This window comes from Polaromonas sp. P3_A5 (assembly GCF_056403055.1).
Window position 1 is genome coordinate 1,454,409 of record NZ_JBFUGF010000001.1, and the last position, 23,076, is coordinate 1,477,484.

Genomic DNA, 23,076 nt, shown 5'->3' on the forward strand with positions numbered 1-23,076 from the left:
TTATTACTAAAAGGAGATGACATGCTGAACATCAAACGACGCACCGCATTGGGTGGGCTCGCCGGGTTGGGCCTGACCACATTGGGCAGTACATTCCCCGCCTTGGCGCAATCCGCCAAGGCGCCGGCAGCTGTCGCTTCTCCAAAAGGCAAAGCCGCCAAACTTGCTTCGAAACTGCGCATCGTGATACCGGCCAACGCCGGCGGGGGCTGGGACCAGACCGGCCGTGCGTTGGGTACGGCCTTGCTGGGTGTCGGTGCCGCTGACGAGATCGAATACGAAAACAAGGGCGGCAAGGGCGGCACCATCGGCCTGGCCTATTACGCCGAAAAGTACGGCAACGATCCCAACACCCTGTTGATGGGCGGTATGGTCATGGTGGGCGCGGTTGCCTTGCAAAAACCCGCGGTCGACATGACTCGCATCCAGCCGATAGCCCGCCTGACCAGTGACTACCTCGTGGTGGTGGTGGCTGCCAGCTCGCCGATCCGTACCGTTGCCGATCTTGCCAGCCGGCTGCGCACCAACCCCAAAGACGTGCCGATCGCCGGGGGGTCGGCCGGTGGTGTGGATCACGTGTTTGCGGGGGTGCTGACCCGAGCCTCCCAAAGCAAACCGGAAGAACTGGTGTATTTGCCTTTCGCCGGCGGTGCCGAGGTGGTGCAGGCCGTGCTGGGTGGCAAGGCAGTGGCCGGCATATCGGGCTACAGCGAGTTCAGCGATGAACTCGCCAGCGGGAAATTGCGTGCCATTGGCGTGTCGTCCAAGCGCACGGTTTTTGGCATTCCCTCGATTCGCGAGCAGGGGCTCGATGTGGACATGGCCAACTGGCGTGGCGTGTTTACCGGCCAAAACGTGGCACCCGCCCGCCAGGCCGAAATGGTCGAAGCGGTGAAAGCAGCCGCAGGGTATGAGTCCTGGCAAAAAACACTGAAGCAGAACCACTGGGATTCTTCGCTGCTCTCGGGACCCGGTTTTACCAGCTTCATTGACTTTGACCTGACGACCTCGCGAGTCATGGTGCACCTGCTCAAGCTCAAAGCCTGACGCTCTGCGGCAGGGTTTTCGGAAGGGGCGGCCGCGTGGGTCACCCCTTTTCTTTCTCCGGCGTCCATCTGATGGATGGCATGGAAAGTGCTGTACCTGTTGGGGAAACCGGCGCATGCCGGCCTGCTGCCTGATACATGCCACCACCGCTGGAGAATCTCATGCCGACTGTTCGACGACGTATTTTTCTCGGTGGGCTCTCCTGCCTGGGCGCAGCTGCCGCCGGCGTTGTCCCTGCACCCTTGTGGGCACAGGCTGCCGTGAAGGGCAAGCTTGCGCCCAGGTTGCGCATCGTCATACCAGCCGCCTCGCGCAGCACGCTGGACGAAGCGGGCCGTGCCCTCGGCGATGCCCTGGTTGGCCTGGGCCTGAGCGACGAGATCGAATACGAAAACAAGGAGGGGCACGGCGGCACCACAGGGCTGGCCTGGTATGCGGGCAAGTACGGATCCGATCCCAATGCGCTTTTCATGGGCGACAGCAACCTGGTCGGCGCAGTGGCTTTGCAAAAACCAGCCGTGGACCTGACCCGGCTCCGCCCGGTGGCCCGCCTGACCAGCGACTACCTGGTGGTGGTGGTCGCCGGCAACTCGCCCATCAAGACCGTCAACGAACTGGCCGAGCGCCTGCGCACCAGCCCCAGGCTGACGCCCATGGCGATTGGTTCTGTTGGGGGTGTGGACCACGTGTTTGCCGGCCTGCTGGCCAAGTCGGCCGGTAGCCGCCCTGAAGACCCGGTGTACCTGCCCTTTGCCCGCAATTTTGAGCTGGTGGATGCGGTATTGACCGGCAAGGCGGTGGCCGGCGTTTCCGGATACGGAACTTTCAGCGCAGAACTGGCGAGCGGCAAGCTGCGCGCGGTGGGTGTGTCATCCAAGAAGACAAGCTACGGTGTGCGGTCCGTGCGGGAGCAGGGGCTGGACCTGGACATGGCGAACTGGCGGGCCGTCTTCACCGGCCAGGGCGTCACGCCCGCGCGCCAGTCGGAGATGGTTGAAGGCATCAAGGCGTCGCTGGCCTACGAGCTGTGGAAAAAAACGCTCAAGGAAAGTTATTGGGAACAGTCCTGGCTGTCCGGGGCCGACCTCACCAACTTTATCGACTTTGATACCAAGACTACACAGCTAGTGATGCAGCTGCTCAAGCTCAAGGCTTGATAGCCACCGCAAGGAATACGGCTTATTGGGTGGCGCCCAAGGCCCGCGCGCGCTGGCGTGTGCTGGTCAATTCCGCAGCTTCTGCACCGGCTGCCGGCCAGCCTGAAAGATGCTGCTGCGCCAGCTCGGCAAGCCCCGCAAGCCATTCATGGCTGTCGTTCAGGCAGGGGATGTAGCTGAACTCCTTGCCGCCGGCATGCAGGAAAGCTTCGCGGGCTTCCATGTTGATTTCTTCCAGCGTTTCGAGGCAGTCGCCGGTAAAGCCGGGGCAAATTACATCGACCCGCCCGACACCTGTCTTGGCCAGGGCCACCAGTGTGGGCTCGGTATACGGCTCAAGCCATTTGGCCTTGCCAAAGCGCGACTGGAAGGTCACCTTGTACTGTGTGGGCTGCAGCCCCAGCTGGGTGGCCAGCAGCCGGGCGGTTTTATGGCATTCGCAGTGATACGGGTCCCCCAGCTTCAACGTGCGTTCGGGCACCCCGTGAAAGCTCATGACCAGCTGCTCGCCGCGCCCGGCAGTGCGCCAGTGTTCGCGCACGCGGGCCGCCAGCGCGCTGATATAGCCGGGATGATCGTGGTAGTGGTTGACAAAGCGGAACTCGGGGATGCGGCGTATGCGCGCCGCCCAGGCGTAGACCGCATCAAAAACGCTGGCCGTGGTGGTGCCGCTGTATTGTGGATAGGCCGGCAGTATGAGAACGCGCGTGACGCCGTCGGCCTTGAGCTGATCAAGCTGCGAGGCAATGGATGGATGGCCGTAACGCATGGCGTAACGCACCTCGACGGGCAGTCCGCGCACTGCCAGGTAACCGCGCAGCATGACGGCCTGTTTTTGTGTCCACACCCGCAGCGGCGAGCCTTCCTTCATCCAGATGCTGGCGTATTTCGCCGCAGACTTTTTGGGCCGCACGCGCAGGATGACGCCGTGCAGGATCAGCCACCAGAGCGCTCTGGGGATCTCCACCACGCGCGGGTCGCTTAAAAACTCCGCAAGGTAACGGCGCAATGCCGGTGCCGTCGCCTCATCGGGCGTACCCAGGTTGCAGAGCAGGACCGCCGTGCCGCAGGCCGTGGGTGTGGCCGGCGCTGCACCGTGCGTGAAGGGGGGCTCGGGGTTGAAAGGTGTGAGGATGCGCGAGCGAAAAGACATGGGTTATTCTCGCCTATCCCATTGACGCTGCCTATGCTTGACCTGTCCACCATAAAAGCCATCACACTTGACCTCGATGACACCCTGTGGCCCATCTGGCCTGCCATTGAAAGGGCCGAGAAAGCACTGGACGACTGGCTCAGCCAGCATGCACCGATGACCGCGGCGCTGTTTTCCAATCCGGCGGCGCGCCATGAGATCCGGGAGCACGTCACACGCTCGCGCCCGGAGCTCAAGTACAACCTGAGCGCGATACGCCGTGAGGCGATACGGGTGGCGCTGTACCGCTCCGGCGAAGACCCGTTGCTGGCGGAAGCCGCGTTCAACGTCTTCTTTGAAGAACGCAACAGGGTCACCTTGTTTGAAGACGCGGTGCTGGCGCTGGAATTCCTGTCCGGGCGTTACCCGCTGGTGGCGGTTTCCAACGGCAACGCGGACGTCGAACGAATCGGCATCGGCCGGTATTTCAGGGCGGCCATCAGCGCCCAGCAGTTCGGTGTGGGCAAGCCCGACCCGCGCATTTTTCATGCGGCAGCTGGGGCCGTGGAGGTGCAGCCCCAAGAAGTATTGCATGTGGGTGACGACGCCACGCTGGACGTGCTGGGCGCGCTTAATTGCGGCATGCAGACGGTGTGGGTGAATCGCTCCGACCAGATGTGGGCACACCCCGCGGTGCCGCACGAAACAGTGACCACGCTGACCGAGCTGTGCGATTTGTTCCCGCGCTGAACGGGTTGACTTTCAGGAGGCGCTTTCCATGACACTCAAAATCTACGGCACAGCTGCCTCACGCGCAGCGCGCCCCCTGTGGGCGGCGCAGGAAATGGGCCTGGCCTATGAGCACGTTGCGTTGCCGTATGTGGGTGGCGCCACGCGCACGCCGGAATTTCTCGCCATCAACCCGAACGGCCGCATCCCGGTAGTGGACGACGATGGGGTTCTGGTCTGGGAGTCCATGGCCTGCGTGCTTTACCTGGCCGAGCGATTCAAAAAAAACGATGCGCCAGGCCTTGCCGCACAGAACCCTGCGGAGCAGGCAGACATCCTGCGCTGGAGCTTCTGGGTGGTGACCGAGTGCGAAAAAGACGCCCTGGCGTTCCTGATGCATCGCATCATGATGCCGGCAGAGCGCCGCAAGCCCCAGTTGGCCGAGGACGCCGAGCGGCATCTGCTGGGCCCACTGCGGGTGCTTGAGCAGCATTTGCAGTCGCGCAGCTACCTGGCGGGTGAACGCTTTACGGCGGCCGATATCTGCGTGGCTTCCGTGCTGGCGTGGATTCAGGGTGCTGCCGGTCTGATGGCGCAATGCCCGGCAGTGGACGAGTGGCTCAAGCGCTGTCTTGCGCGTCCGGCGTACCGTGCAGTGAGATTGATGGCGAAAAGTGCCTGAAACCCTTTGTGGCTTTGCGCAAACAGCTATTTAATTGATAGCAATACGGGTGACGTGGCCGCAATGACCGCGGAGCGCGGATGTGCCGGGGCAGATCAATGCAGGCGCTGCGCCGCTTCCAGCCCCGAGCGCACGGCGCCTTCCAGCGTGGCCGGATAAGGCCCGGCGATGTAGTCGCCACAGGCATAAAGACCTGGTGCTACGTCGATTGCCGGGCGCAGCAGGCCCGGCGTGCAGGCAAAAGTCGCGCGCTTTTCCACGATGGTTTGCACCTCCTGCAAGGTGCCCAGGCCCAGCTGCTGTGCCGCCTGCGCCAGTACCTGTGCCGCCAGCGTCGCGCCGTCGCCGGTGCTGGCGCTGATCACAAAAGCCAGCAGACCGGTGGAACCGCCCAGTTGCCCGCGGTCGAACACAAATTGCGCGGGTGCGGTCGCATCGGCGCGTAAGGACAGCATGGGCTGCTCAAGGCGCACGCCTGCCGCCCAGGCGTAGACCGTGGTCAGCGCTTCGTGTTGAAGGCCTTTCACCTGTGCCAGCCAGTCGCCTGGTTGCAGGCCGCTGCTTTCCACAAGCCGCGCCGCTTCATGGGGCGGGCAGGCCAGCACCACGCAGTCGAAGGCTGCGCTGATGTCGGTGTTGACCACCCAGCTGGAACCGAGGGGCGCAATGGATTGCACGCGGGCGCCCAGCCGCACGGTGCTGCCCTGGGCCGCCAGCCAGCGCAGGGCGGCGTCGGGCAGCAGCGCGCTGAGGTCGGTGCGGGGCAGCAAGAGGTTGGAACCGCCGCTTTCCGAAAACAGCGAGTCGTGCATAACGCGCAGGAAAACCTGGCCGCTGGCCCGCTCTGCAGGGGTGTTCAGCGCCGAGACGCAGAGGGGCTCGATCAATGAGGCCATGGCACCGGGTGACAGGCTGCGGCACAGGTCTGCCACCGACACGCCGGGGTCGCACTTGAATTTCGCGAGCTGCCAGCCAACGGCGACCTTGAGCATCGAAAGTTTGTCGGCCCAGGACCAGCCGCGCGCCAGGAGGATGCCGGCCAGCGCATCGAGGGGGGCCGGCAGTTGCGGAAGCTTCAGGCCGCTCCCGTCCGGAAACCGCAATGTCAGCGGCAGCCGTAGCAAGGAAGTTTCTGCGTCGACACCCAGGTCCTTCATCAGGCGCAGCGTTTCGGTATAAGCGCCGATCAGGATATGCTGGCCGTTGTCGAGCACGACCGGCTTGCCTGCCACAGTGCCGCCAACGCGGCGTGCACGTCCGCCGGCGACACGGGTGGTTTCAAACAACGTGACCTGATAGCCCAGCCGCGTGGCCTCCACGGCAGCAGCGCAGCCGGCCCAGCCGGCGCCGATCACGGCGACTCTCATGGCCTGCACGCTGGCAGCAACGGAGAACAGGCGCGGTGAGCGAGCACAGGAGCTATGTGCAAGCCGGGGCCGCGGAACTGGCTTTGCCAGGCCGCAGGCGCAGCGCCCCCGCGGGGGGCAGCGAACCACACGAAGTGGGGAGCGTGGGGGCTCATTGGATTTTGCCGAAGGCCTGGGTCTTCCACGCTAACCAGAATTTGCGCAGCGGTGTGAGGCTGACGCGCTGGTGCAGCACCTGGTAGCCGTCGGCGGCGATTTCGCGCAGCAGGGTGCGGTAGATGCTGGCCATCATGAGGCCGGGTTTCTGGGCGCGGCGGTCGGCTTCGGGCAGCATGGCCAGCGCTTCGTCGTAAAGTGCCAGCGCGCGGTCGGTCTGGAATTTCATCAGCGCGCTGAAGCGGTCGGAGTACTGGCGCTTGAGGACCTCATGCGCCTTCACGTCAAATTGCTGCAGCTCGTTGACGGGCAGGTAGATGCGGCCGCGCATCGCGTCTTCGCCGACGTCCCGGATGATATTGGTGAGCTGGAACGCCAGGCCGAGCTTGTGCGCGTAGGCGGTGGTGGCTTCGTCGGTCTGGCCGAAGATGCGCGCCGCCACTTCGCCCACGATGCCGGCCACCAGGTGGCAATACTGCCGCAGGCCGGGAAAATCCAGGTAGCGGTTCTGCTCCAGGTCCATCTGGCAGCCGTCGATGACAGCCTGCAGGTGGCGCGCTTCGATGCGGTAAGTTGGGGCGTGCGGCATCAGCGCTTTCATCACCGGATGCGTCGGGGTGCCGGCATAGGCGTTTAGCACTTCGCCTTGCCACCAGGCGAGCTTGGTGCGCGCTACACCGGGGTCGGTGATTTCGTCGACGACGTCGTCGATTTCGCGGCAAAAGGCGTAGAACGCGGTGATGGCGGCGCGCCGTTCCTTGGGTAAAAACAGGAAGGCGTAATAGAAACTGCTGCCGGATGCGGCGGCTTTTTGCTGGACATATTGCTCAGGCGTCATACGGTAATTGTCACATGGGACTTGTTGGCCGGATGGGTATCAGGATGCTTTGGGGGCAGTGCGTTCGGCGACGTAAAGCTTCAGCGCAAGCACCAAGGCAATCAGGACGACCCAGACGATCAATACATCGCCGAATTGCCAGAAGAGCCAGAGCGGAGAGCCTAATTGACCCAGCAAGGGCAGCAGGAACGGCTGCAGCCGCGGTGTCCAGAAACCAGGCCTGGACATGCAGGCCGATACCAGGGGATCGAAGCTGCCCGGATTGCATCCGAGGGCCTGCAGTATTTCGCGCGATACATACGTGCTCAGGAAGGGCGTGCCGAAGGCGATGCAAAACGCAATCAACCCCAGCAGCAGAATCCAGAAGCTGGATTGCAGAAAACGGTGCAAGGCCCGCCGGAAGGAAATTGCTGCCGGGACAGGCGCACGCGAAGTGGTCACGGGCTTGCGGGGGTTCTGGGCGGCATGGCGGCTCCAGCCGATGGCAACCAGCCAGGCCAGGATGAGCCCCCAGAAACTGCGCAGCAGCATGAAGGGGTAGTCCAGCGGCGTCTCTGCAGACAAAAAGGGTGTGAGCCTTGAGGCCAACGCGTTCTGGAGGAAGGAACACGTTCCGGCTCGCGGGTCTGCATGGAATTGGCAATTGAGGGCGGCCAGGGCCTGCTCTGCAATGACGCCGCCGATCAGCGCGAAGCTGATGCAAAAGAGAAAGAGGCCCCACACCAGCGCGCGATAGAGGCCCGAGGGCGGCAGTTTTACCGGTGGCGTTGCCATGTGGCTTTCTGTGGGTTTGTTGATGGATCTGTCCGTCCCCGGTGAGATCCGGTTGTTTGCCTACATGAACAGCGCACGCCAGCCCATCACCAGCACATCCCGGGGGCCCAGCTTGGGGCGCCGCTGCAGGGTATTGAATCCCTGGGACTCGATCTTCTCAAGGATGCGCAAGCCGCCTTGCACCACCAGGCGCAACTCCCAGCCGCCGCGGCCCGGTATTCTTTTCGTGAGTGGCAAGCCTTTTAGCATCGTGGCCCTTGCAGAGCGTGCGCAAGCAGCTATCAAATTGATAGTAGAGGGGTTGACATCCAGCGCCAGCAGCTGCGCTTCGTCAACGCCGTGGCGGGCCCAGGCATCGGCCGGCAGGTAAATACGGCCGCGCGGAATGTCCACGCTGAGGTCTTGCCAGAAGTTGATGAGCTGCAGGGCGGTGCAAATGCAGTCGCTCATGTGCAGCGAGGCGGCGTCATGGATGCCGTACAGGTGCAGCAGCAGCCGGCCCACGGGATTGGCCGAGCGGTTGCAGTAATGGGCCAGTTCGGCCTCATCGGCATAACGCTGCTTGACGACGTCCTGCTCAAAAGCGCTGAGTAAGTCAGCCAGCAGGTTTACCGGCAGCTGGAATTCCGCCATCATGGGCGCCAGCTGTGCAAACACCGGCGCCCAGCGAGACGAGGGCGCCAGGCCTGTGGAGGCGGCCACCAGGTCGGCGCGGTAGGCCGCCAGGTCATCCAGGCGTGCTTGCGGCGGGGCATCGCCTTCATCGGCCATGTCATCCGCCGTGCGGGCAAACCAGTAAATCGCCGCGATGGGCGGGCGCAGGCGCGGTGGGCACAGCAGCGAAGCCACCGGGAAGTTTTCATAGTGCGCCACACCCTGCAGAGACGGCGTCAGGGTGGCTGGCGATTGGGAGCCTTGGGTCATGCGGGCGATTGTCGCTTGACAAGCCCTGGCAATTACCCTAGATTACTAACCGGTCAGTCAGTAGCAGCTTCCTGACTCTTTTCCAGGCTCATTTTTTACCCTGCCATCCAAGCGGGTTTCATCCCGATCAGATCATGAACAAAACCGTTTTCTCCCTGGTGGGCGCCGCCGTCCTGCTGGCAGCCTGTTCCAAACCCGCCCCGCCAGAAGAGCCGGTTCGCGCCGTCAAGGTGGTCACTGTCGGGACCAACGCCTTTTCATCGAGCCACGAATATGCCGGCGAGGTCCGCGCCCAGGTGGAATCGAGGCTCGGCTTTCGGGTTGCGGGGAAGATCATCAAGCGGCAGGCTGAACTGGGCCAGCGCGTCAAGGCCGGGCAAGTGCTTGCCAACCTCGATCCCCAGGATTACAAGCTCGCGGCCGATGCAGCCCGTGCGCAGGTGGCAGCTGCGGCCACCAACCGCGACCTTGCTGCTGCCGATTTCAAGCGCTACAGGGAGCTGAAAGAGCAGAACTTCATCAGCGGTGCCGAGCTTGAGCGCCGTGAAACCACGCTGAAGGCGGCCCAGGCGCAACTGGAGCAAGCCCAGTCCCAGCTGGCAGTGCAGGGCAACCAGGCAAACTACGCGGCGCTGGTCGCCGACGTGTCAGGTGTCGTCACCGCCATCGAGGCCGAGCCGGGCCAGGTCGTGACGGCCGGCGCGCCGGTGGTGCGGATTGCAGCGGATGGTGTGCGTGATGTGGTGTTCTCTGTGCCCGAAGACAAGGTGGCGGCGATCAAGGTCGGCTCGCCGGTCAGTATCCGCGTGTGGTCCCAGACCGCCGAATTGACCGGAAAAGTGCGCGAAGTGGCGGCCAGCAACGACCCCGTCACGCGGACCTACACCGTCAAGGTTTCTGTTGACGCGAAAGAACCGCCGCCGCTGGGCGCCACGGTGTATGTGGTGCCGCAGGCCGGCAGCGTGGTCGGCGCGCCGGTCATCAAGCTGCCGACAACGGCGCTGCGCCAGGAAGGCAAGGCCACGGCGGTATGGGTGGTTGACAAGGCCACCATGACCGTCAAGCCGCAACTCATTCAGGTTGCCACGGCAGACGGCAACGACGTGGTGGTGGCTTCCGGGCTGCAGCCCGGGATGATGGTGGTCAGCGCCGGCGTGCATGTGCTCTCACCGGGCCAGAAAGTCAGTATTTACCAGCCGAGTGTGGCTGTAGCCGGTGCCAGTCCTGCGCAAACAGCTATTAATTCCGTAGCAACACCTGTGGTGCCCGCGGCCCCTGTCACGGTGCCGGCTGCCGTTTCCGCAGCTTCTGCTGCGAAGTGAGGGCGGCATGACGCAACCCCACCCAGACAGCAGCAGCGCTGCCGGCGAACTGGCTTCGCCCTCGACCCGGTTCAACCTTTCCAAATGGGCGCTGGACCATCCGGCGCTCACCCGTTACCTCCTGCTGGTGCTGATGATTCTGGGCTTTGCCGCCTACTTTCAGCTCGGACAGGACGAAGACCCACCGTTTACCTTTCGCGCCATGGTGGTGCGCACCTACTGGCCGGGGGCCACGGCGCAGCAGGTGGCCGAGCAGGTGACCGACAAGCTGGAGCGCACGCTGCAGGAAGCGCCCTTCGCCGACAAGATACGCAGCTACTCCAAGCCGGGCGAGTCGCAGATCATTTTCCAGATCAAGGATTCGTCCAAGCCCGCGGACGTGCCCAACGTCTGGTATTCGGTACGCAAGAAGGTCGCAGACATGCGCGGCACCCTGCCCGGCGGTATCCAGGGGCCGTTCTTCAACGACGATTTCGGCGACGTTTATGGCGTGATCTACGCGCTGGAGGCCGACGGTTTTAATTACGCCGAACTCAAGACCTTTGCCGACGATGTGCGCCAGCAACTGCTGCGCGTACCCGACGTGAGCAAGGTTGAACTTTTCGGCGTGCAAGATGAAAAAGTTTTCATCGAAATCTCGCAAAAGCGCCTGGCGCAACTGGGGCTGGACCTGAACCAAGTGCTGGCGCAGCTGGGCCAGCAAAACGCGATTGAGTCGGCCGGGGCGGTTCAGACGCCGCTGGATGTCGTGCAGGTGCGCGTGGCGGGCCAGTTCGAAGTGATTGAGCAGCTGCGGGTGATGCCGATCCGGGGCAGTTCGGGCAACCAGCTACAACTGGGTGACATTGCCGAGATCAAGCGCGGCTATGTGGATCCGCCTTCCGTGAAGGTGCACCACCAGGGCAAGGAAGTGATTGCATTGGGCGTGTCCATGGGTAAGGGCGGGGACATCATCGCTTTGGGCAAGTCGCTCACCGCGCTCTCAGCCCGCATCGAGAAAACCCTGCCCGCCGGTATCAAACTGGTGAACGTGCAGAACCAGCCCAAGGCGGTGGCGACCTCGGTGAATGAATTTGTGCGCGTGCTGATCGAGGCCGTGGTGATCGTGCTGGCGGTCAGTTTCATCGCCCTGGGCTTTCACAAGCGGCCACACAACGGCCCCGGCCAGTTGCCGTTGTGGAAGCGCTATTACATCGACATGCGGCCCGGCCTGGTGGTGGGCATCACCATTCCCCTGGTGCTGAGCCTGACCTTTCTGGCCATGTGGTACTACGGTATCGGGCTGCACAAGATTTCGCTGGGCTCGCTGATCATCGCGCTGGGCCTGCTGGTGGACGATGCCATCATCGCTGTCGAAATGATGGTGCGCAAGATGGAGGAGGGGTACGACAAGGTGCGCGCCGCCACCTTCGCCTATGAGATCACCGCCATGCCCATGCTGACGGGTACCTTGATTACCGCCGCGGGCTTTTTGCCTATCGGCCTGGCCAAGTCCACCACCGGTGAATACACCTTCGCGATTTTTGCGGTGACCGTGATCGCGCTGGTGCTCAGCTGGATCGTTTCCGTGTATTTCGTGCCTTACCTGGGCACGCTGCTGCTCAAGGTGCCGCCGCATGTGCAGGAAGTGGCCGCGGGCCAGGACAGCCCGCACGAAATGTTCGACAGCCCGTTCTACAGCAATTTCCGCAAAACGGTGAACTGGTGCGTGCAGCACCGCTGGATCACGATCGGATCCACCGTGCTGATCTTCGCGTTGGGCATCGTGGGGATGGGCAAGGTGCAGCAGCAGTTCTTCCCCGACTCCAGCCGCCCTGAAATCATGGTCGACATCTGGTTCCCGGAAGGGACTTCCTTCGCCGCCAACGAGGCTACGGCCAAACGGGTTGAGGCGCGCCTGATGAAGGAAGAGGGCGTGAGCACGGTGAGCACCTGGATAGGCTCGGGCGTGCCGCGCTTTTATTTGCCGCTGGACCAGGTCTTTCCGCAGACCAACGTGTCGCAGATGATTGTGGTGCCTCAGGATTTGAAGGTGCGCGAATCATTGCGCATCAAGCTGCCGGCGCTGCTGGCCACCGAATTTCCCGAGGTGCGGGGCCGCGTCAAGCTGCTGCCCAACGGCCCGCCGGTGCCTTACCCGGTTCAGTTCCGTGTCGTGGGCATTGACCCGCTGGTGCTGCGCGAGCGCGCCGATGAAGTCAAGGCGGTGATGCGCGAAAGCGGCAACACGCGCGGCGTCAACGACAACTGGAATGAATCGGTGAAAGTGCTGCGGCTGGAAGTGGATCAGGCCAAGGCGCGCACGCTGGGCGTGACCAGCCAGTCGATTGCACAGGCTTCGCGCACCATCCTGGCAGGCACGCAGGTGGGCCAATTCCGTGAGGGCGACAAGCTGATTGACATCGTGCTGCGCCAGCCGCTGGACGAGCGCAACGCCATCACCGACATCGGCAACGCCTATCTGCCCACGGCGTCGGGCAAAGCGATTCCGCTGACGCAGATTGCCAAGCCGGTATTTACCTGGGAGCCGGGTGTGATGTGGCGCGAGAACCGCGACTACGCCATCACGGTGCAGAGCGACATCGTTGAAGGTCTGCAAGGCGCCACGGTGACGCAGGAGTTGATGCCCAAGCTCAAGGCGCTGGAAGCCAAATGGCAGGGCAATGGCATGACGGGCTACCGCATCCAGGTGGCTGGCGCGGTGGAAGAAAGCAGCAAGGGTTCGGTTTCCATTGTTGCTGGATTGCCGGTGGCGCTGTTTATCATCCTCACGCTGTTGATGCTGCAACTGCACAGTTTCAGCCGTTCGATCCTCGCCTTTCTGACGGGCTTCATGGGCATCGCAGGCGTGGCCGGAGCACTGCTACTGCTGAACCGGCCGTTTGGTTTCGTCGCGCTGCTGGGCGTGATTGCACTGTTCGGCATGATCATCCGCAACTCCGTCATCCTGATCGACCAGATCGAGCAGGACCGTGCCCGAGGCGTGCCCACCTGGGACGCCATCGTCGAATCCGCCGTGCGCCGGTTGAGGCCTATCGTGCTGACGGCTGCCGCCGCGGTGCTGGCGATGATCCCGCTGTCGCGCAGCGTGTTCTGGGGGCCTATGGCGGTCGCCATTATGGGCGGCCTGGTGGTGGCGACGGTGCTGACCTTGCTGGCTCTGCCTGCCATGTATGCAGCGTGGTTCCGTGTCAAACGGGAAGACGGGCAGGACATCAAGCCACAAGACAGCGCCAAGCCACTGCCGGCGTGATTCTCTCTGGCCGCCGGTTGCGGACGGAAAACCGGGCCCGATAACGGCTAAAATAGAGAGTTGACCGATTTCAAGCGGGGATTCGGAGGTTTTTCGGATTCCCGTTTTTGTTTCCGGCGCGCGGGTGGCGAAATTGGTAGACGCACCAGGTTTAGGTCCTGACGCCAGCAATGGTGTGGGGGTTCGAGTCCCCCCCCGCGCACCACCCTGAGACCTGTGGGCACCTGTTGCCCCGTGCGCTCAGCCGTTGCGGAAATCCCGCAACATGCCAGGTGAAAACCTGTTTTGACTATTTTTGATCTTAGGAACCATCATGGCCGTGACTGTTGAAACCCTTGAAAAGCTCGAGCGCAAAATGACGCTCACGCTGCCCGTCAACACCATCCAGTCGGAAGTTGACACCCGTCTGAAGAAGCTGGCCCGCACGGTCAAGATGGACGGTTTCCGTCCGGGCAAAGTCCCCATGAACGTGGTGGCCCAGCGTTATGGCTATTCGGTGCATTACGAAGTCATGAACGACAAGGTCGGCGAGGCTTTTGCCGTGGCCGCCAACGAAGCCAAGCTGCGCGTTGCCGGCCAGCCGCGCATCAGCGAAAAAGAAGGTGCGCCTGAGGGCGAACTGGTGTTTGACGCGGTGTTTGAGGTTTACCCTGAAGTCAAGATCGCCGACCTGTCGGGCGCCGAAGTCGAAAAGGTCAGCGCTGAAGTCAGCGACGCCGCCATCGACAAGACGCTGGATATCCTGCGCAAGCAGCGCCGTACCTTTGCCCAGCGCGCAGCCGATGCGCCGGCGCAAGACGGTGACCGCGCCACCATCGACTTCGAAGGCAAGATCGACGGCGAGCCTTTCGCAGGCGGCAAGGCCGAGGACTACCAGTTCCTGATCGGCGACGGGCAGATGCTCAAGGAATTCGAAGACGCCGTGCGCGGCATGAAAAGCGGCGAAAGCAAGACTTTCCCCCTGAACTTCCCCGCCGACTACCACGGTAAAGATGTGGCCGGAAAACAGGCCGATTTCCTCGTGACGGTCAAAAAGATCGAAGCAGCTCACCTGCCCGAAGTCAATGAAGCACTGGCCAAGTCCCTGGGCATCGCTGACTCCACGGTCGAAGGCTTGCGCGCCGACATCAAGAAAAACCTCGAGCGCGAAGTCAAGTTCCGCCTGTTGGCCCGTAACAAGAACGCAGTGATGGACGCGCTGGTGGCCAACGCCGAACTCGACCTGCCCAAGTACAGCGTCCAGGCCGAACTGGACCGCATGATCGAAGGCGCCCGCGCCGACTTGAAGCAGCGCGGCATCAAGGACGCCGACAAGGCGCCGATTCCCGAAGAAATCTTCCGTCCCCAAGCCGAAAAGCGCGTGCGCCTGGGCCTGGTGGTGGCCGAGTTGGTGCGCAGCAATGACCTGCAGGCCAAGCCTGAGCAGCTCAAGGCGCACATCGAAGAGCTGGCCGCCAGCTACGAGAAGCCGCAAGACGTGGTGCGCTGGTACCTGAGCGACAACCGCCGCATGGCCGAAGTCGAGGCTGTTGTGATTGAAAACAACGTGACCGACTTCGTGCTGGGCAAGGCCAAAGTCAGCGAAAAAACCATCTCCTTCGACGAGCTGATGGGCCAGAACTGATTCTTCAGCGCTATTGCTGACATTGGGGCTTGTGCTTTGCGGCACAGGCCCCAATTTCTTTGAGCTACGGCACAACGGCTCGCGAGTCTGTTGTCAGCCATCGCCGAAACTCCCTGGGGGAGTTTTTGGGTACAGTACAAACATCTCTGGAGAAAACATGATGGTCCGAAACAGTATTTACGGCGGCAGCTATACCGGCCCGCAAGCAGGCGCTCAGGGTGCGCAAGGCCTGGGCATGGTGCCCATGGTCATCGAGCAGTCCGGCCGCGGCGAGCGCTCTTACGACATTTACTCGCGCCTGCTCAAGGAGCGCGTGATTTTCCTGGTGGGTCCGGTGAATGACCAGACGGCCAACCTGGTGGTGGCCCAGCTCCTCTTCCTGGAAAGCGAAAACCCGGACAAGGACATTTCCTTCTACATCAACTCCCCCGGCGGTTCCGTGACGGCCGGCATGGCGATTTACGACACCATGCAATTCATCAAGCCCGACGTTTCCACCCTGTGCGTGGGCATGGCGGCCAGCATGGGTGCTTTCCTGCTGTCGGCCGGCACCAAAGGCAAGCGCTTTTCGCTGCCCAACTCGCGCGTCATGATTCACCAACCATCCGGTGGTGCGCAAGGCCAGGCGTCGGACATTGAAATCCATGCCCGAGACATTCTCAAGACGCGGGATCAGCTCAATCGCATCCTGGCGGCCAATACCGGCCAGCCTATCGAAAAGATCGAGCGCGACACCGAACGTGACTATTTCATGTTTGCGGAAGACGCCAAAGAGTACGGGCTGGTCGACCAGGTCATTTCCAAGCGGCCCTGAGCGTCGAAAGTTCTTCAGTTGCACCGCAACAACGGCGTTTTCTGTAACAGAAACGCCGTTTTTTTATTGGTTATCATTAGGTAACAGTTCCCCCTTCAGGCTCCTTAAAGGCATCCCCCCAATGGCCGAGAAAAAAGGCTCCTCCAGCGAAAAGACTTTGCACTGCTCCTTCTGCGGTAAAAGTCAGCACGAAGTCAAAAAACTGATCGCTGGCCCTTCGGTTTTTATCTGTGACGAGTGCATCGATCTTTGCAACGAGATCATTCGCGACGAACTTCCCGCTGGTGACGACGTTCGCGAGACGCGCACCGACCTGCCCACGCCCTCAGAGATCAAGGGAACACTGGACGGCTATGTTATTGGCCAGGAACCGGCCAAGCGCACCCTTGCAGTGGCGGTGTACAACCATTACAAACGCCTGCGCCATAAGGAAAAAGCCAAAAAAGACGATGTGGAGCTGACCAAAAGCAATATTTTGCTGATCGGCCCCACCGGTTCCGGCAAGACCCTGCTGGCCCAAACGCTCGCGCGTACGCTCAACGTTCCCTTTGTGATGGCCGACGCTACTACGCTGACCGAAGCCGGTTATGTCGGTGAGGACGTCGAAAACATCATCCAAAAGCTGCTGCAGAGCTGCAATTACGAAGTTGAACGTGCCCAGCAGGGAATCGTCTACATTGACGAAATTGACAAGATTTCGCGCAAGTCCGATAACCCGTCCATCACGCGTGACGTGTCAGGCGAGGGTGTGCAGCAGGCGCTGCTCAAGCTGATTGAAGGAACGATGGCGTCGGTGCCGCCACAGGGCGGCCGCAAGCACCCCAACCAGGACTTCTTGCAGGTGGACACCACGAATATCCTGTTTATCTGCGGCGGTGCATTCTCAGGTCTGGAAAAGGTCATCGAGAACCGGACCGAAGCTTCCGGGATCGGTTTTGGCGCCGCCGTCAAGAGCAAGAAGGCCCGCAGCCTGACCGAAGCCTTCAAGGATGTCGAGCCTGAAGACCTGATCAAGTTCGGGCTGATTCCTGAGCTGGTCGGCCGGATGCCGGTCGTGGCGACGCTGGCCGAGCTCACAGAAGACGCACTCGTGCAAATCCTGACAGAACCCAAAAATGCCGTGGTCAAACAATTCAGCAAGTTGCTGGCCATGGAAGGGGTTGATCTGGAAATCCGGCCCTCCGCACTCAAAGCCATTGCCCGCAGGGCGCTGGCCCGTAAAACCGGTGCGCGCGGCTTGCGTTCCATCCTGGAGCAGTCGCTGATCGACACCATGTTCGACCTGCCGAATGCCAGCAATGTGGATAAAGTGGTGGTGGACGAGTCCACAATCGAAGAAAACAAAGCTCCCTTGCTTGTGTACCGTGAAGCGGCCAAGAAAGCCTGAACACCCCAAAAGGCTGGCCGGAATGCTTGAAAAGCGCCTCCTGCGCCCCATGTCTGGGTTGATTGTGTTTCGCCGGGCCATGCAACTGGCTGCCACGGCCAACGTTTAAGGTTTATATGTCCGGACAAACTTCATTGCCTTCCACCCCCATTGACCTTCCTCTCCTGCCTCTGCGGGATGTGGTGGTCTTTCCGCACATGGTGATCCCGCTGTTCGTGGGTCGCCCCAAGAGCATCAAGGCGCTGGAGTCGGCCATGGAAGCCGAGCGCCGCATCATGCTGGTGGCACAAAAAGCCGCTGCCAAGGATGAGCCTTCGGTGGAAGATATGTTCCAGGTGGGCTGTGTTGCCACGATCCTGCAACTGCTCAAATTGCCTGACGGTACCGTCAAGGTTTTGGTGGAAGGACAGCAGCGCGCCAGCGTGAACAAGATCGAAGAGGGCGAGCAGCATTTCACGGCCAATGTCACACCTGTTGAGCCGGTGGTGGTGATCGCCGGTGACAAGACCAGTGAGATTGAAGCTCTGCGCCGTGCCGTGATGCAGCAGTTTGACCACTACGTCAAACTGAACAAGAAAATTCCGCCCGAGATACTGACCTCGATTTCCAGCATCGACGATGCGGGACGCCTGGCCGACACGATCGCCGCGCACCTTCCCCTCAAGCTGGATGCGAAGCAGGTGATCCTGGATCTTGACAAGGTCAAGGCCCGGCTAGAGAACCTGTACGAACAGCTTGAGCGTGAGGTCGACATCCTCAACGTCGACAAAAAAATCCGTGGGCGTGTGAAGCGTCAGATGGAAAAGAACCAGCGCGATTTCTACCTCAACGAGCAGGTCAAGGCCATCCAGAAGGAACTAGGCGAAGGCGAAGAGGGGGCGGACATCGAAGAGATCGAGAAAAAGATCAAGACCGCCAAGATGCCGCAGGAAGCCCGTAAAAAGGCCGAGAGCGAGCTCAAAAAACTCAAGCTCATGTCGCCCATGTCCGCCGAGGCGACCGTGGTGCGCACCTATATCGATGTGTTGACCGGCCTGCCGTGGAGTAAAAAGACCAAGATCAAGCACGACCTGGGCAACGCCGAGAACGTTCTTAACGAAGACCACTACGGTCTTGAAAAAGTCAAAGACCGTATTGTTGAGTATCTTGCGGTGCAGCAGCGCGTGGACAAGCTCAAGGCTCCGATCCTGTGTCTGGTTGGGCCTCCGGGGGTTGGTAAAACCTCCCTGGGCCAGTCGATCGCCAAAGCTACGGGCCGCAAGTACGTGCGTATGGCTTTGGGCGGCATGCGCGATGAGGCTGAAATTCGCGGCCATCGCCGCACCTATATCGGCGCCTTGCCGGGCAAGGTTCTGCAGAGCCTGACCAAGGCCGGCACGCGCAATCCGCTGTTCCTGCTGGATGAGATTGACAAGCTGGGCACCGACTTCCGTGGTGACCCCTCCAGCGCGCTGCTGGAGGTGCTCGACCCTGAGCAGAATCACACCTTCGGTGACCACTATGTCGAGGTGGACTTCGACCTGAGCGATGTGATGTTCGTGGCAACCTCGAACTCGATGAATATTCCGCCGGCCTTGCTGGACCGCATGGAGGTTATTCGCCTGTCCGGTTACACCGAAGACGAAAAGACCAGCATCGCGATGCGCTATCTGTTGCCCAAGCAGGTCAAGAACAACGGCGTGAAGGAAGAAGAGCTTGAAGTGCAGGAGCAGGCCGTGCGCGACATCGTGCGTTACTACACACGTGAAGCCGGCGTGCGCTCGCTTGAACGCGAACTCTCCAAGATCTGCCGCAAGGTGGTCAAGGGAATCCAGCTCAAAAAGATGGCACCCAAGGTCGTCGTGACACCCGATAATCTCAACGATTTTCTGGGGGTGCGCAAGTTCAACTATGGCCGTGCCGAACAACAAAACCAGGTCGGCCAGGTGGTGGGGCTGGCCTGGACGGAAGTCGGCGGCGACTTGCTGACGATTGAGGCTGCCATGATGCCCGGCAAGGGCGTGATCACACGTACGGGATCGCTGGGCGATGTCATGAAGGAATCCGTCGAAGCCGCACGCACGGTGGTGCGCAGCCGCTCCAAGGTTCTCGGCATCAAGGACGAGATGTTCGAAAAGCGCGATATCCACATCCACGTACCGGACGGTGCGACGCCCAAGGACGGTCCAAGCGCGGGCGCCGCGATGACCACTGCTTTTGTTTCCGCGATGACGGGTATCCCTGTGCGTGGTGATGTGGCCATGACGGGTGAGATCACCCTGCGCGGCGAGGTCACGGCCATCGGCGGGCTCAAGGAAAAGCTGCTCGCCGCCTTGAGGGGTGGCATCAAGACCGTGCTGATCCCCGAGGAAAATGCCAAGGACCTGCAGGAGATTCCAGACAACGTCAAGAGCGGCCTGGAGATCGTGCCGGTGAAATGGATCGACCAGGTGTTGCAGGTTGCGCTCGAGCGCCAGCCTGTTCCGCTGACCGACGAGGAAGCCGCTGTTGTTGCGCCGGCTGCTGTGGTTCCGCCTGCGGAAGCAGCCGGTACGGTGAAGCATTAATGAGGCCTTTCGCAAAGTTTTTTGCGGCTTTTGGAAAAGCTCAAAAAACTACGCTATAATTTGAGGCTGTAATCGCGGGAGTAGCTCAGTTGGTAGAGCGCAACCTTGCCAAGGTTGAGGTCGAGAGTTCGAGACTCTTCTCCCGCTCCAATTCAAAGGGCAGCACTTTAAAAATGCTGTCCTTTTTCATTGGGGGTTTCGTTGGATTATTGGGTAAAGCCGTCGGGCTTTATCAAGCAGACAGAATACGGCGCGGTAACAAAGCGGTTATGTACCGGATTGCAAATCCGAGTAGGTCGGTTCGACTCCGGCCCGCGCCTCCATCACAGCTTCCTGCAACCAGCCCCAGTTATGGGGCTTTTTTGTTTGACAATACGCTGCCGGCCGTTTGAAAACGGCGTTTGAGCCTGAGTGGTGAAATAGGTAGACACAGCGGACTTAAAATCCGCCGCTTCGTGAATAACGGGCGTACCGGTTCGATTCCGGTCTCAGGCACCACGATTGGGCGGCTCACCCACGCGCCGGGCGCGCTTTCGAAAACTGGGTAAGATAAATTCCATCATGTCCCGCTACAACACACCTTTTGAGATCCACGTCCACGGCGAAGTGCCATTGCGCGCGGACGTTAATTTTGAACAGCTGCAGGAGGCTCTCAAGCCACTGTGGAAATACACCGGCTCCAAGTCCCTGGCGGCCGGTGCTGCCAGCGCTTATGAGGAAGAGCCGGGCATCCGGTTCGACGCGCAAAAACATTTGCTTCAAATGTGCTGGACAGTCCCTGGCGACGAAGACTTTCGCCAGGCGCTCGACGAAATGTGCATGGGCCTGAACGACCTCGCTGAAGCGGGCGCTCCCATCGAAGTGACCTTCTACGACTCCGACTTTGACGAAGATGAAGGCGCAGACGAAGAGGAAGCCCGTGATGATTTCGCGATGTATTTTGTAGGTCCCACGCCGGCAGCGATCATGCAGGTGCAGCGCGATCTCCTGGTCCAGGACATGATCGGCCTGATGGAGCGCCACTTTGACGGATCAGAGCTCGGTGAGGTCGTTGCGGCCGTCGACAAGCTGTTCGAGCAGCGCTTTGATGCACTGGTGAACTCCATGCAACTCGGTAAACCGCCGCGCGGCCTGGGCGGACCCCAAGGTGGCTCCGGCCATGGCGGCGGTGGCCGCAAGCCCCGGCATTTGCACTAAGCCGGCTTGGGTGAGTCTGAGGCTGCGGGCGAGCCAGGAAAGCCGAGTCCCCGCAGGTAAACGTCTATCGCATGCTGGCCGACTTCCAGCAGGTCAAAAGCCCCCGGATCCAGCAGCCAGTTCTGTATCAGGCCATCGATCAGCGCATGCAGCCCCTGCGCCGCCGCTGAAGCCGGTGCAGGCAACTGGAGGCGCATTTGTGCAGCTGCCGCCTCTATGCTTTGCTGGATGCCGGATAAAAAACCACCGCGCACTGCCAGGTGACGCAGGCGAACCGCCTGGAGTTCTTCCACATATTCGACCTTCTGGGTCGCGACTTCAAAGACGCGCCGCGTTTGCGCGTCGGTCACAATTTGTCGCAGCGCGTTGGCAGTGGAGCGTCGTATCCTGTCCATCGGATTGAGGAAGTCCTCGCCCGGATGTTGCTGCGGGTCTATTTCCTGGTTGAACGAGTTCTCCATGGGCAGGGTAACCCGCTCCATCATGGCGTTGAACAGGTCTGCCTTGTCCTTGAAATGCCAGTAGACCGCACCGCGTGTGGCGCCTGCGCGGCGTGCAATGTCCTGCAAGCTCGTGCGTGAGACACCTTGAGCCTGAAATAGATGTTCAGCCGCATCCAGCAGCTTGTGCCGGGTCGCCATGGCTTCTTCTTTTGTCCGACGGGCCAATCCATGTCTCCTGCAAGTCAATTTAGCGGGTTGTCGTATACATTCACAAATGTATGTAAACTATATCACTCGTAAAAACCCTTATTCTTTTTGTTTTCGGCAAAACGATGACTTGCATCAAACGCCGCTCACATATTCCGCTTTCCGCTTTTTTCCCAAATTTTGAGGATCAGCATGCCCAAGTCTCGCATTGTCCATTCGCCTTTATTCTCCTCTTTTGCGCCATACCAGCCTCTCGTCCTGGTTGCTGCACTCACATTGTTCCTGGCCGGATGCGGCAAGGGTGCCGGTGCTCCCGGCGGGGCACCGCCTCCTGCGGAAGTGGGTGTGGTGACAGTTACCCAGGGTGACGTCGGTCTGGTGACCGAGTTGCCGGGCCGCCTGGAGGCTTCACGCGTGGCACAGGTCAGGGCCCGCGCGGCCGGTATCCTGCAAAAACGGCTGTTCCGTGAAGGCAGCGACGTAAAAGAAGGGCAGGCGCTGTTCACGATTGATCCCGCACCATATGCCGCCGCCGCCGCCAGCGCGAAAGCGGGCCAGGCGCGCGCTGAGGCCAACCTGGCGCAGGCCGCCGCATTGGCCGAGCGTTACAAGCCGCTGGTAGAGGCCAACGCCATCAGCAAGCAGGAATATGCCAACGCCGTTGCAGCGCAAAAGCAGGCGGAGGCCGACGTTGCTGTGGGCAAGGCGAATGTGCAGACAGCCAGCATCAACCTGAGCTACGCCGCAGTGACAGCCCCAATCTCGGGCCGCATTGGCCGTGCGCTGGTCACCGAAGGCGCTTTGGTCGGCCAAGGCGAGGCCACCCAGCTGGCTGTCGTCCAGCAGATCAACCCGATGTATGTGAACTTCACGCAATCCGCCCCTGAAATCATGAAGCTGCGTGCTGCCATGGAAAGTGGTCAGTTCAAACGTGCCACGGGCGCCGAAGCGGCCAGCGTGCGCATCGTGCTCGAAGATGGCACCGAATACGCCCGTCCCGGCCGCCTGCTGTTTTCCGACCTGACGGTCGACTCCACGACGGGGCAGGTGACCCTGAGGGCTGAAGTGCCCAATCCCGGGGGCCAGCTGCTTCCCGGCCTTTATGTGCGCGTACGCCTGGAGCAGGCGCAGGCCAGCAACGCCATCACCTTGCCCCAGCAAGCTGTCACGCGCACCGCGCAGGGCGACACTGTCATGGTGGTGGGCGACGATGGAAAAGTCAGCCCGCGTCCCATCAAGATCGGCTCCGCCAAGGGCAACCAGTGGGTGGTGCTCGACGGCTTAAAGACCGGCGAAAAAGTCATGGTGGACGGGTTCCAGAAACTGCAGCCGGGCGCACCGGTGAAGCCCGTGCCGTGGCAACCGGCCGGTGCGAAGCCGGCCGATGCGGCTTCCGCCCCCGCATCCGCCGCCTCCGGTGCGCAAGCTGCTGCGCCTGCTGCCTCCGCTGCTTCTGCAGCAGCGAAGTAAGGAGCCA

18 protein-coding genes and 4 tRNA genes are annotated in these 23,076 nt (G+C 61.3%); 16 read left to right on the forward strand and 6 right to left on the reverse strand.

What is annotated here, in order from left to right:
• Positions 1 to 21 precede the first annotated feature (21 nt).
• Together AC1DU8_RS07025 and AC1DU8_RS07030 are read left to right on the forward strand one after the other, a co-directional pair.
• The gene (locus AC1DU8_RS07025; protein WP_477726581.1) at positions 22 to 1,047 is read left to right on the forward strand and encodes a Bug family tripartite tricarboxylate transporter substrate binding protein; all 1,026 of its coding nucleotides are present in this window, start codon (positions 22 to 24) and stop codon (positions 1,045 to 1,047) included.
• A 161-nt stretch (positions 1,048 to 1,208) separates the two neighbouring features.
• Entirely contained in the window at positions 1,209 to 2,204 is a 996-nt protein-coding gene (locus tag AC1DU8_RS07030; protein WP_477726582.1) for a tripartite tricarboxylate transporter substrate-binding protein, read from the forward strand.
• 22 nt (positions 2,205 to 2,226) lie between these two features.
• Here AC1DU8_RS07030 and hemH read toward each other — a convergent pair whose 3' ends face one another.
• Positions 2,227 to 3,357 carry a ferrochelatase gene (gene hemH / locus AC1DU8_RS07035; protein ID WP_477726583.1) on the reverse strand — a complete coding sequence of 377 codons (1,131 nt, stop codon included), beginning with the start codon at positions 3,355 to 3,357 and terminating at the stop codon, positions 2,227 to 2,229.
• A gap of 33 nt (positions 3,358 to 3,390) precedes the next feature.
• On the opposite strand from hemH, the gene AC1DU8_RS07040 reads away from it, so the two are divergent.
• Both AC1DU8_RS07040 and AC1DU8_RS07045 read left to right on the forward strand, forming a co-directional pair.
• A complete protein-coding gene (locus AC1DU8_RS07040; protein WP_457280289.1) occupies positions 3,391 to 4,086 on the forward strand; it encodes an HAD family hydrolase in 696 nt (231 codons plus the stop codon).
• A 28-nt stretch (positions 4,087 to 4,114) separates the two neighbouring features.
• Positions 4,115 to 4,747, forward strand: coding sequence for a glutathione S-transferase family protein (locus AC1DU8_RS07045; protein ID WP_477701947.1), 633 nt, complete (start codon positions 4,115 to 4,117; stop codon positions 4,745 to 4,747).
• 95 nt (positions 4,748 to 4,842) lie between these two features.
• Here the strand turns inward: AC1DU8_RS07045 and hpnE are convergent, their stop codons facing one another.
• The 4 genes from hpnE to hpnC all read right to left on the reverse strand — a co-directional run bounded on the left by hpnE (position 4,843) and on the right by hpnC (position 8,806).
• Complete coding sequence (hpnE, locus tag AC1DU8_RS07050; RefSeq protein WP_477726584.1) at positions 4,843 to 6,114, reverse strand: hydroxysqualene dehydroxylase HpnE; 1,272 nt, start codon at positions 6,112 to 6,114, stop codon at positions 4,843 to 4,845.
• Positions 6,115 to 6,265: 151 nt separating this feature from the next.
• Positions 6,266 to 7,108 (reverse strand): presqualene diphosphate synthase HpnD, encoded by an 843-nt coding sequence (gene hpnD / locus AC1DU8_RS07055; protein ID WP_477665732.1) that lies wholly within the window; start codon positions 7,106 to 7,108, stop codon positions 6,266 to 6,268.
• A 39-nt stretch (positions 7,109 to 7,147) separates the two neighbouring features.
• Positions 7,148 to 7,882: a hypothetical protein gene (locus AC1DU8_RS07060; protein WP_477726585.1), complete on the reverse strand. Its 735-nt coding sequence runs from the start codon at positions 7,880 to 7,882 to the stop codon at positions 7,148 to 7,150.
• 60 nt (positions 7,883 to 7,942) lie between these two features.
• Complete coding sequence (gene hpnC, locus AC1DU8_RS07065) at positions 7,943 to 8,806, reverse strand: squalene synthase HpnC (protein ID WP_477689350.1); 864 nt, start codon at positions 8,804 to 8,806, stop codon at positions 7,943 to 7,945.
• Positions 8,807 to 8,940: 134 nt separating this feature from the next.
• Here hpnC and AC1DU8_RS07070 point away from each other — a divergent pair, with 134 nt between their 5' ends.
• The 11 genes from AC1DU8_RS07070 to AC1DU8_RS07120 all read left to right on the forward strand — a co-directional run bounded on the left by AC1DU8_RS07070 (position 8,941) and on the right by AC1DU8_RS07120 (position 20,949).
• Positions 8,941 to 10,128, forward strand: coding sequence for an efflux RND transporter periplasmic adaptor subunit (locus AC1DU8_RS07070; RefSeq protein ID WP_477689351.1), 1,188 nt, complete (start codon positions 8,941 to 8,943; stop codon positions 10,126 to 10,128).
• A gap of 7 nt (positions 10,129 to 10,135) precedes the next feature.
• On the forward strand, positions 10,136 to 13,381 hold the full coding sequence (locus AC1DU8_RS07075; RefSeq protein WP_457280296.1) for an efflux RND transporter permease subunit: 3,246 nt from the start codon (positions 10,136 to 10,138) through the stop codon (positions 13,379 to 13,381).
• Positions 13,382 to 13,499: 118 nt separating this feature from the next.
• Positions 13,500 to 13,586, forward strand: a tRNA-Leu gene (locus AC1DU8_RS07080).
• A 108-nt stretch (positions 13,587 to 13,694) separates the two neighbouring features.
• Positions 13,695 to 15,005 carry a trigger factor gene (gene tig / locus AC1DU8_RS07085; protein WP_477726586.1) on the forward strand — a complete coding sequence of 437 codons (1,311 nt, stop codon included), beginning with the start codon at positions 13,695 to 13,697 and terminating at the stop codon, positions 15,003 to 15,005.
• A gap of 157 nt (positions 15,006 to 15,162) precedes the next feature.
• On the forward strand, positions 15,163 to 15,819 hold the full coding sequence (clpP, locus tag AC1DU8_RS07090) for an ATP-dependent Clp endopeptidase proteolytic subunit ClpP (protein ID WP_477689352.1): 657 nt from the start codon (positions 15,163 to 15,165) through the stop codon (positions 15,817 to 15,819).
• Between the two features lie 121 nt (positions 15,820 to 15,940).
• Positions 15,941 to 17,206 (forward strand): ATP-dependent Clp protease ATP-binding subunit ClpX, encoded by a 1,266-nt coding sequence (gene clpX, locus AC1DU8_RS07095; protein ID WP_457280299.1) that lies wholly within the window; start codon positions 15,941 to 15,943, stop codon positions 17,204 to 17,206.
• Between the two features lie 116 nt (positions 17,207 to 17,322).
• Entirely contained in the window at positions 17,323 to 19,752 is a 2,430-nt protein-coding gene (gene lon / locus AC1DU8_RS07100; RefSeq protein WP_477726587.1) for an endopeptidase La, read from the forward strand.
• Positions 19,753 to 19,826: 74 nt separating this feature from the next.
• A tRNA-Gly gene (locus tag AC1DU8_RS07105) sits at positions 19,827 to 19,902 on the forward strand.
• Between the two features lie 99 nt (positions 19,903 to 20,001).
• Positions 20,002 to 20,075 (forward strand) — tRNA-Cys (locus AC1DU8_RS07110).
• Between the two features lie 82 nt (positions 20,076 to 20,157).
• A tRNA-Leu gene (locus AC1DU8_RS07115) sits at positions 20,158 to 20,250 on the forward strand.
• A gap of 63 nt (positions 20,251 to 20,313) precedes the next feature.
• Entirely contained in the window at positions 20,314 to 20,949 is a 636-nt protein-coding gene (locus AC1DU8_RS07120; RefSeq protein ID WP_457280301.1) for a DUF6806 family protein, read from the forward strand.
• Here AC1DU8_RS07120 and AC1DU8_RS07125 read toward each other — a convergent pair.
• A complete protein-coding gene (locus AC1DU8_RS07125) occupies positions 20,946 to 21,617 on the reverse strand; it encodes a TetR family transcriptional regulator (protein ID WP_457280302.1) in 672 nt (223 codons plus the stop codon). The two genes, AC1DU8_RS07120 and AC1DU8_RS07125, sit on opposite strands and share 4 nt — an antisense overlap.
• Before the next feature lie 174 nt (positions 21,618 to 21,791).
• On the opposite strand from AC1DU8_RS07125, the gene AC1DU8_RS07130 reads away from it, so the two are divergent.
• Positions 21,792 to 23,069 carry an efflux RND transporter periplasmic adaptor subunit gene (locus tag AC1DU8_RS07130; RefSeq protein WP_457280303.1) on the forward strand — a complete coding sequence of 426 codons (1,278 nt, stop codon included), beginning with the start codon at positions 21,792 to 21,794 and terminating at the stop codon, positions 23,067 to 23,069.
• Positions 23,070 to 23,076: the final 7 nt, after the last annotated feature.

Bases quoted from the DNA above. Each gene is read 5' to 3' on its own strand.
- AC1DU8_RS07025 (WP_477726581.1), top strand. From the start codon at position 22: ATGCTGAACATCAAACGACGCACCGCATTGGGTGGGCTCGCCGGGTTG.
- AC1DU8_RS07030 (WP_477726582.1), top strand. From the start codon at position 1,209: ATGCCGACTGTTCGACGACGTATTTTTCTCGGTGGGCTCTCCTGCCTG.
- hemH (WP_477726583.1), bottom strand. From the start codon at position 3,357: ATGTCTTTTCGCTCGCGCATCCTCACACCTTTCAACCCCGAGCCCCCC.
- AC1DU8_RS07040 (WP_457280289.1), top strand. From the start codon at position 3,391: ATGCTTGACCTGTCCACCATAAAAGCCATCACACTTGACCTCGATGAC.
- AC1DU8_RS07045 (WP_477701947.1), top strand. From the start codon at position 4,115: ATGACACTCAAAATCTACGGCACAGCTGCCTCACGCGCAGCGCGCCCC.
- hpnE (WP_477726584.1), bottom strand. From the start codon at position 6,114: ATGAGAGTCGCCGTGATCGGCGCCGGCTGGGCCGGCTGCGCTGCTGCC.
- hpnD (WP_477665732.1), bottom strand. From the start codon at position 7,108: ATGACGCCTGAGCAATATGTCCAGCAAAAAGCCGCCGCATCCGGCAGC.
- AC1DU8_RS07060 (WP_477726585.1), bottom strand. From the start codon at position 7,882: ATGGCAACGCCACCGGTAAAACTGCCGCCCTCGGGCCTCTATCGCGCG.
- hpnC (WP_477689350.1), bottom strand. From the start codon at position 8,806: ATGACCCAAGGCTCCCAATCGCCAGCCACCCTGACGCCGTCTCTGCAG.
- AC1DU8_RS07070 (WP_477689351.1), top strand. From the start codon at position 8,941: ATGAACAAAACCGTTTTCTCCCTGGTGGGCGCCGCCGTCCTGCTGGCA.
- AC1DU8_RS07075 (WP_457280296.1), top strand. From the start codon at position 10,136: ATGACGCAACCCCACCCAGACAGCAGCAGCGCTGCCGGCGAACTGGCT.
- tig (WP_477726586.1), top strand. From the start codon at position 13,695: ATGGCCGTGACTGTTGAAACCCTTGAAAAGCTCGAGCGCAAAATGACG.
- clpP (WP_477689352.1), top strand. From the start codon at position 15,163: ATGATGGTCCGAAACAGTATTTACGGCGGCAGCTATACCGGCCCGCAA.
- clpX (WP_457280299.1), top strand. From the start codon at position 15,941: ATGGCCGAGAAAAAAGGCTCCTCCAGCGAAAAGACTTTGCACTGCTCC.
- lon (WP_477726587.1), top strand. From the start codon at position 17,323: ATGTCCGGACAAACTTCATTGCCTTCCACCCCCATTGACCTTCCTCTC.
- AC1DU8_RS07120 (WP_457280301.1), top strand. From the start codon at position 20,314: ATGTCCCGCTACAACACACCTTTTGAGATCCACGTCCACGGCGAAGTG.
- AC1DU8_RS07130 (WP_457280303.1), top strand. From the start codon at position 21,792: ATGCCCAAGTCTCGCATTGTCCATTCGCCTTTATTCTCCTCTTTTGCG.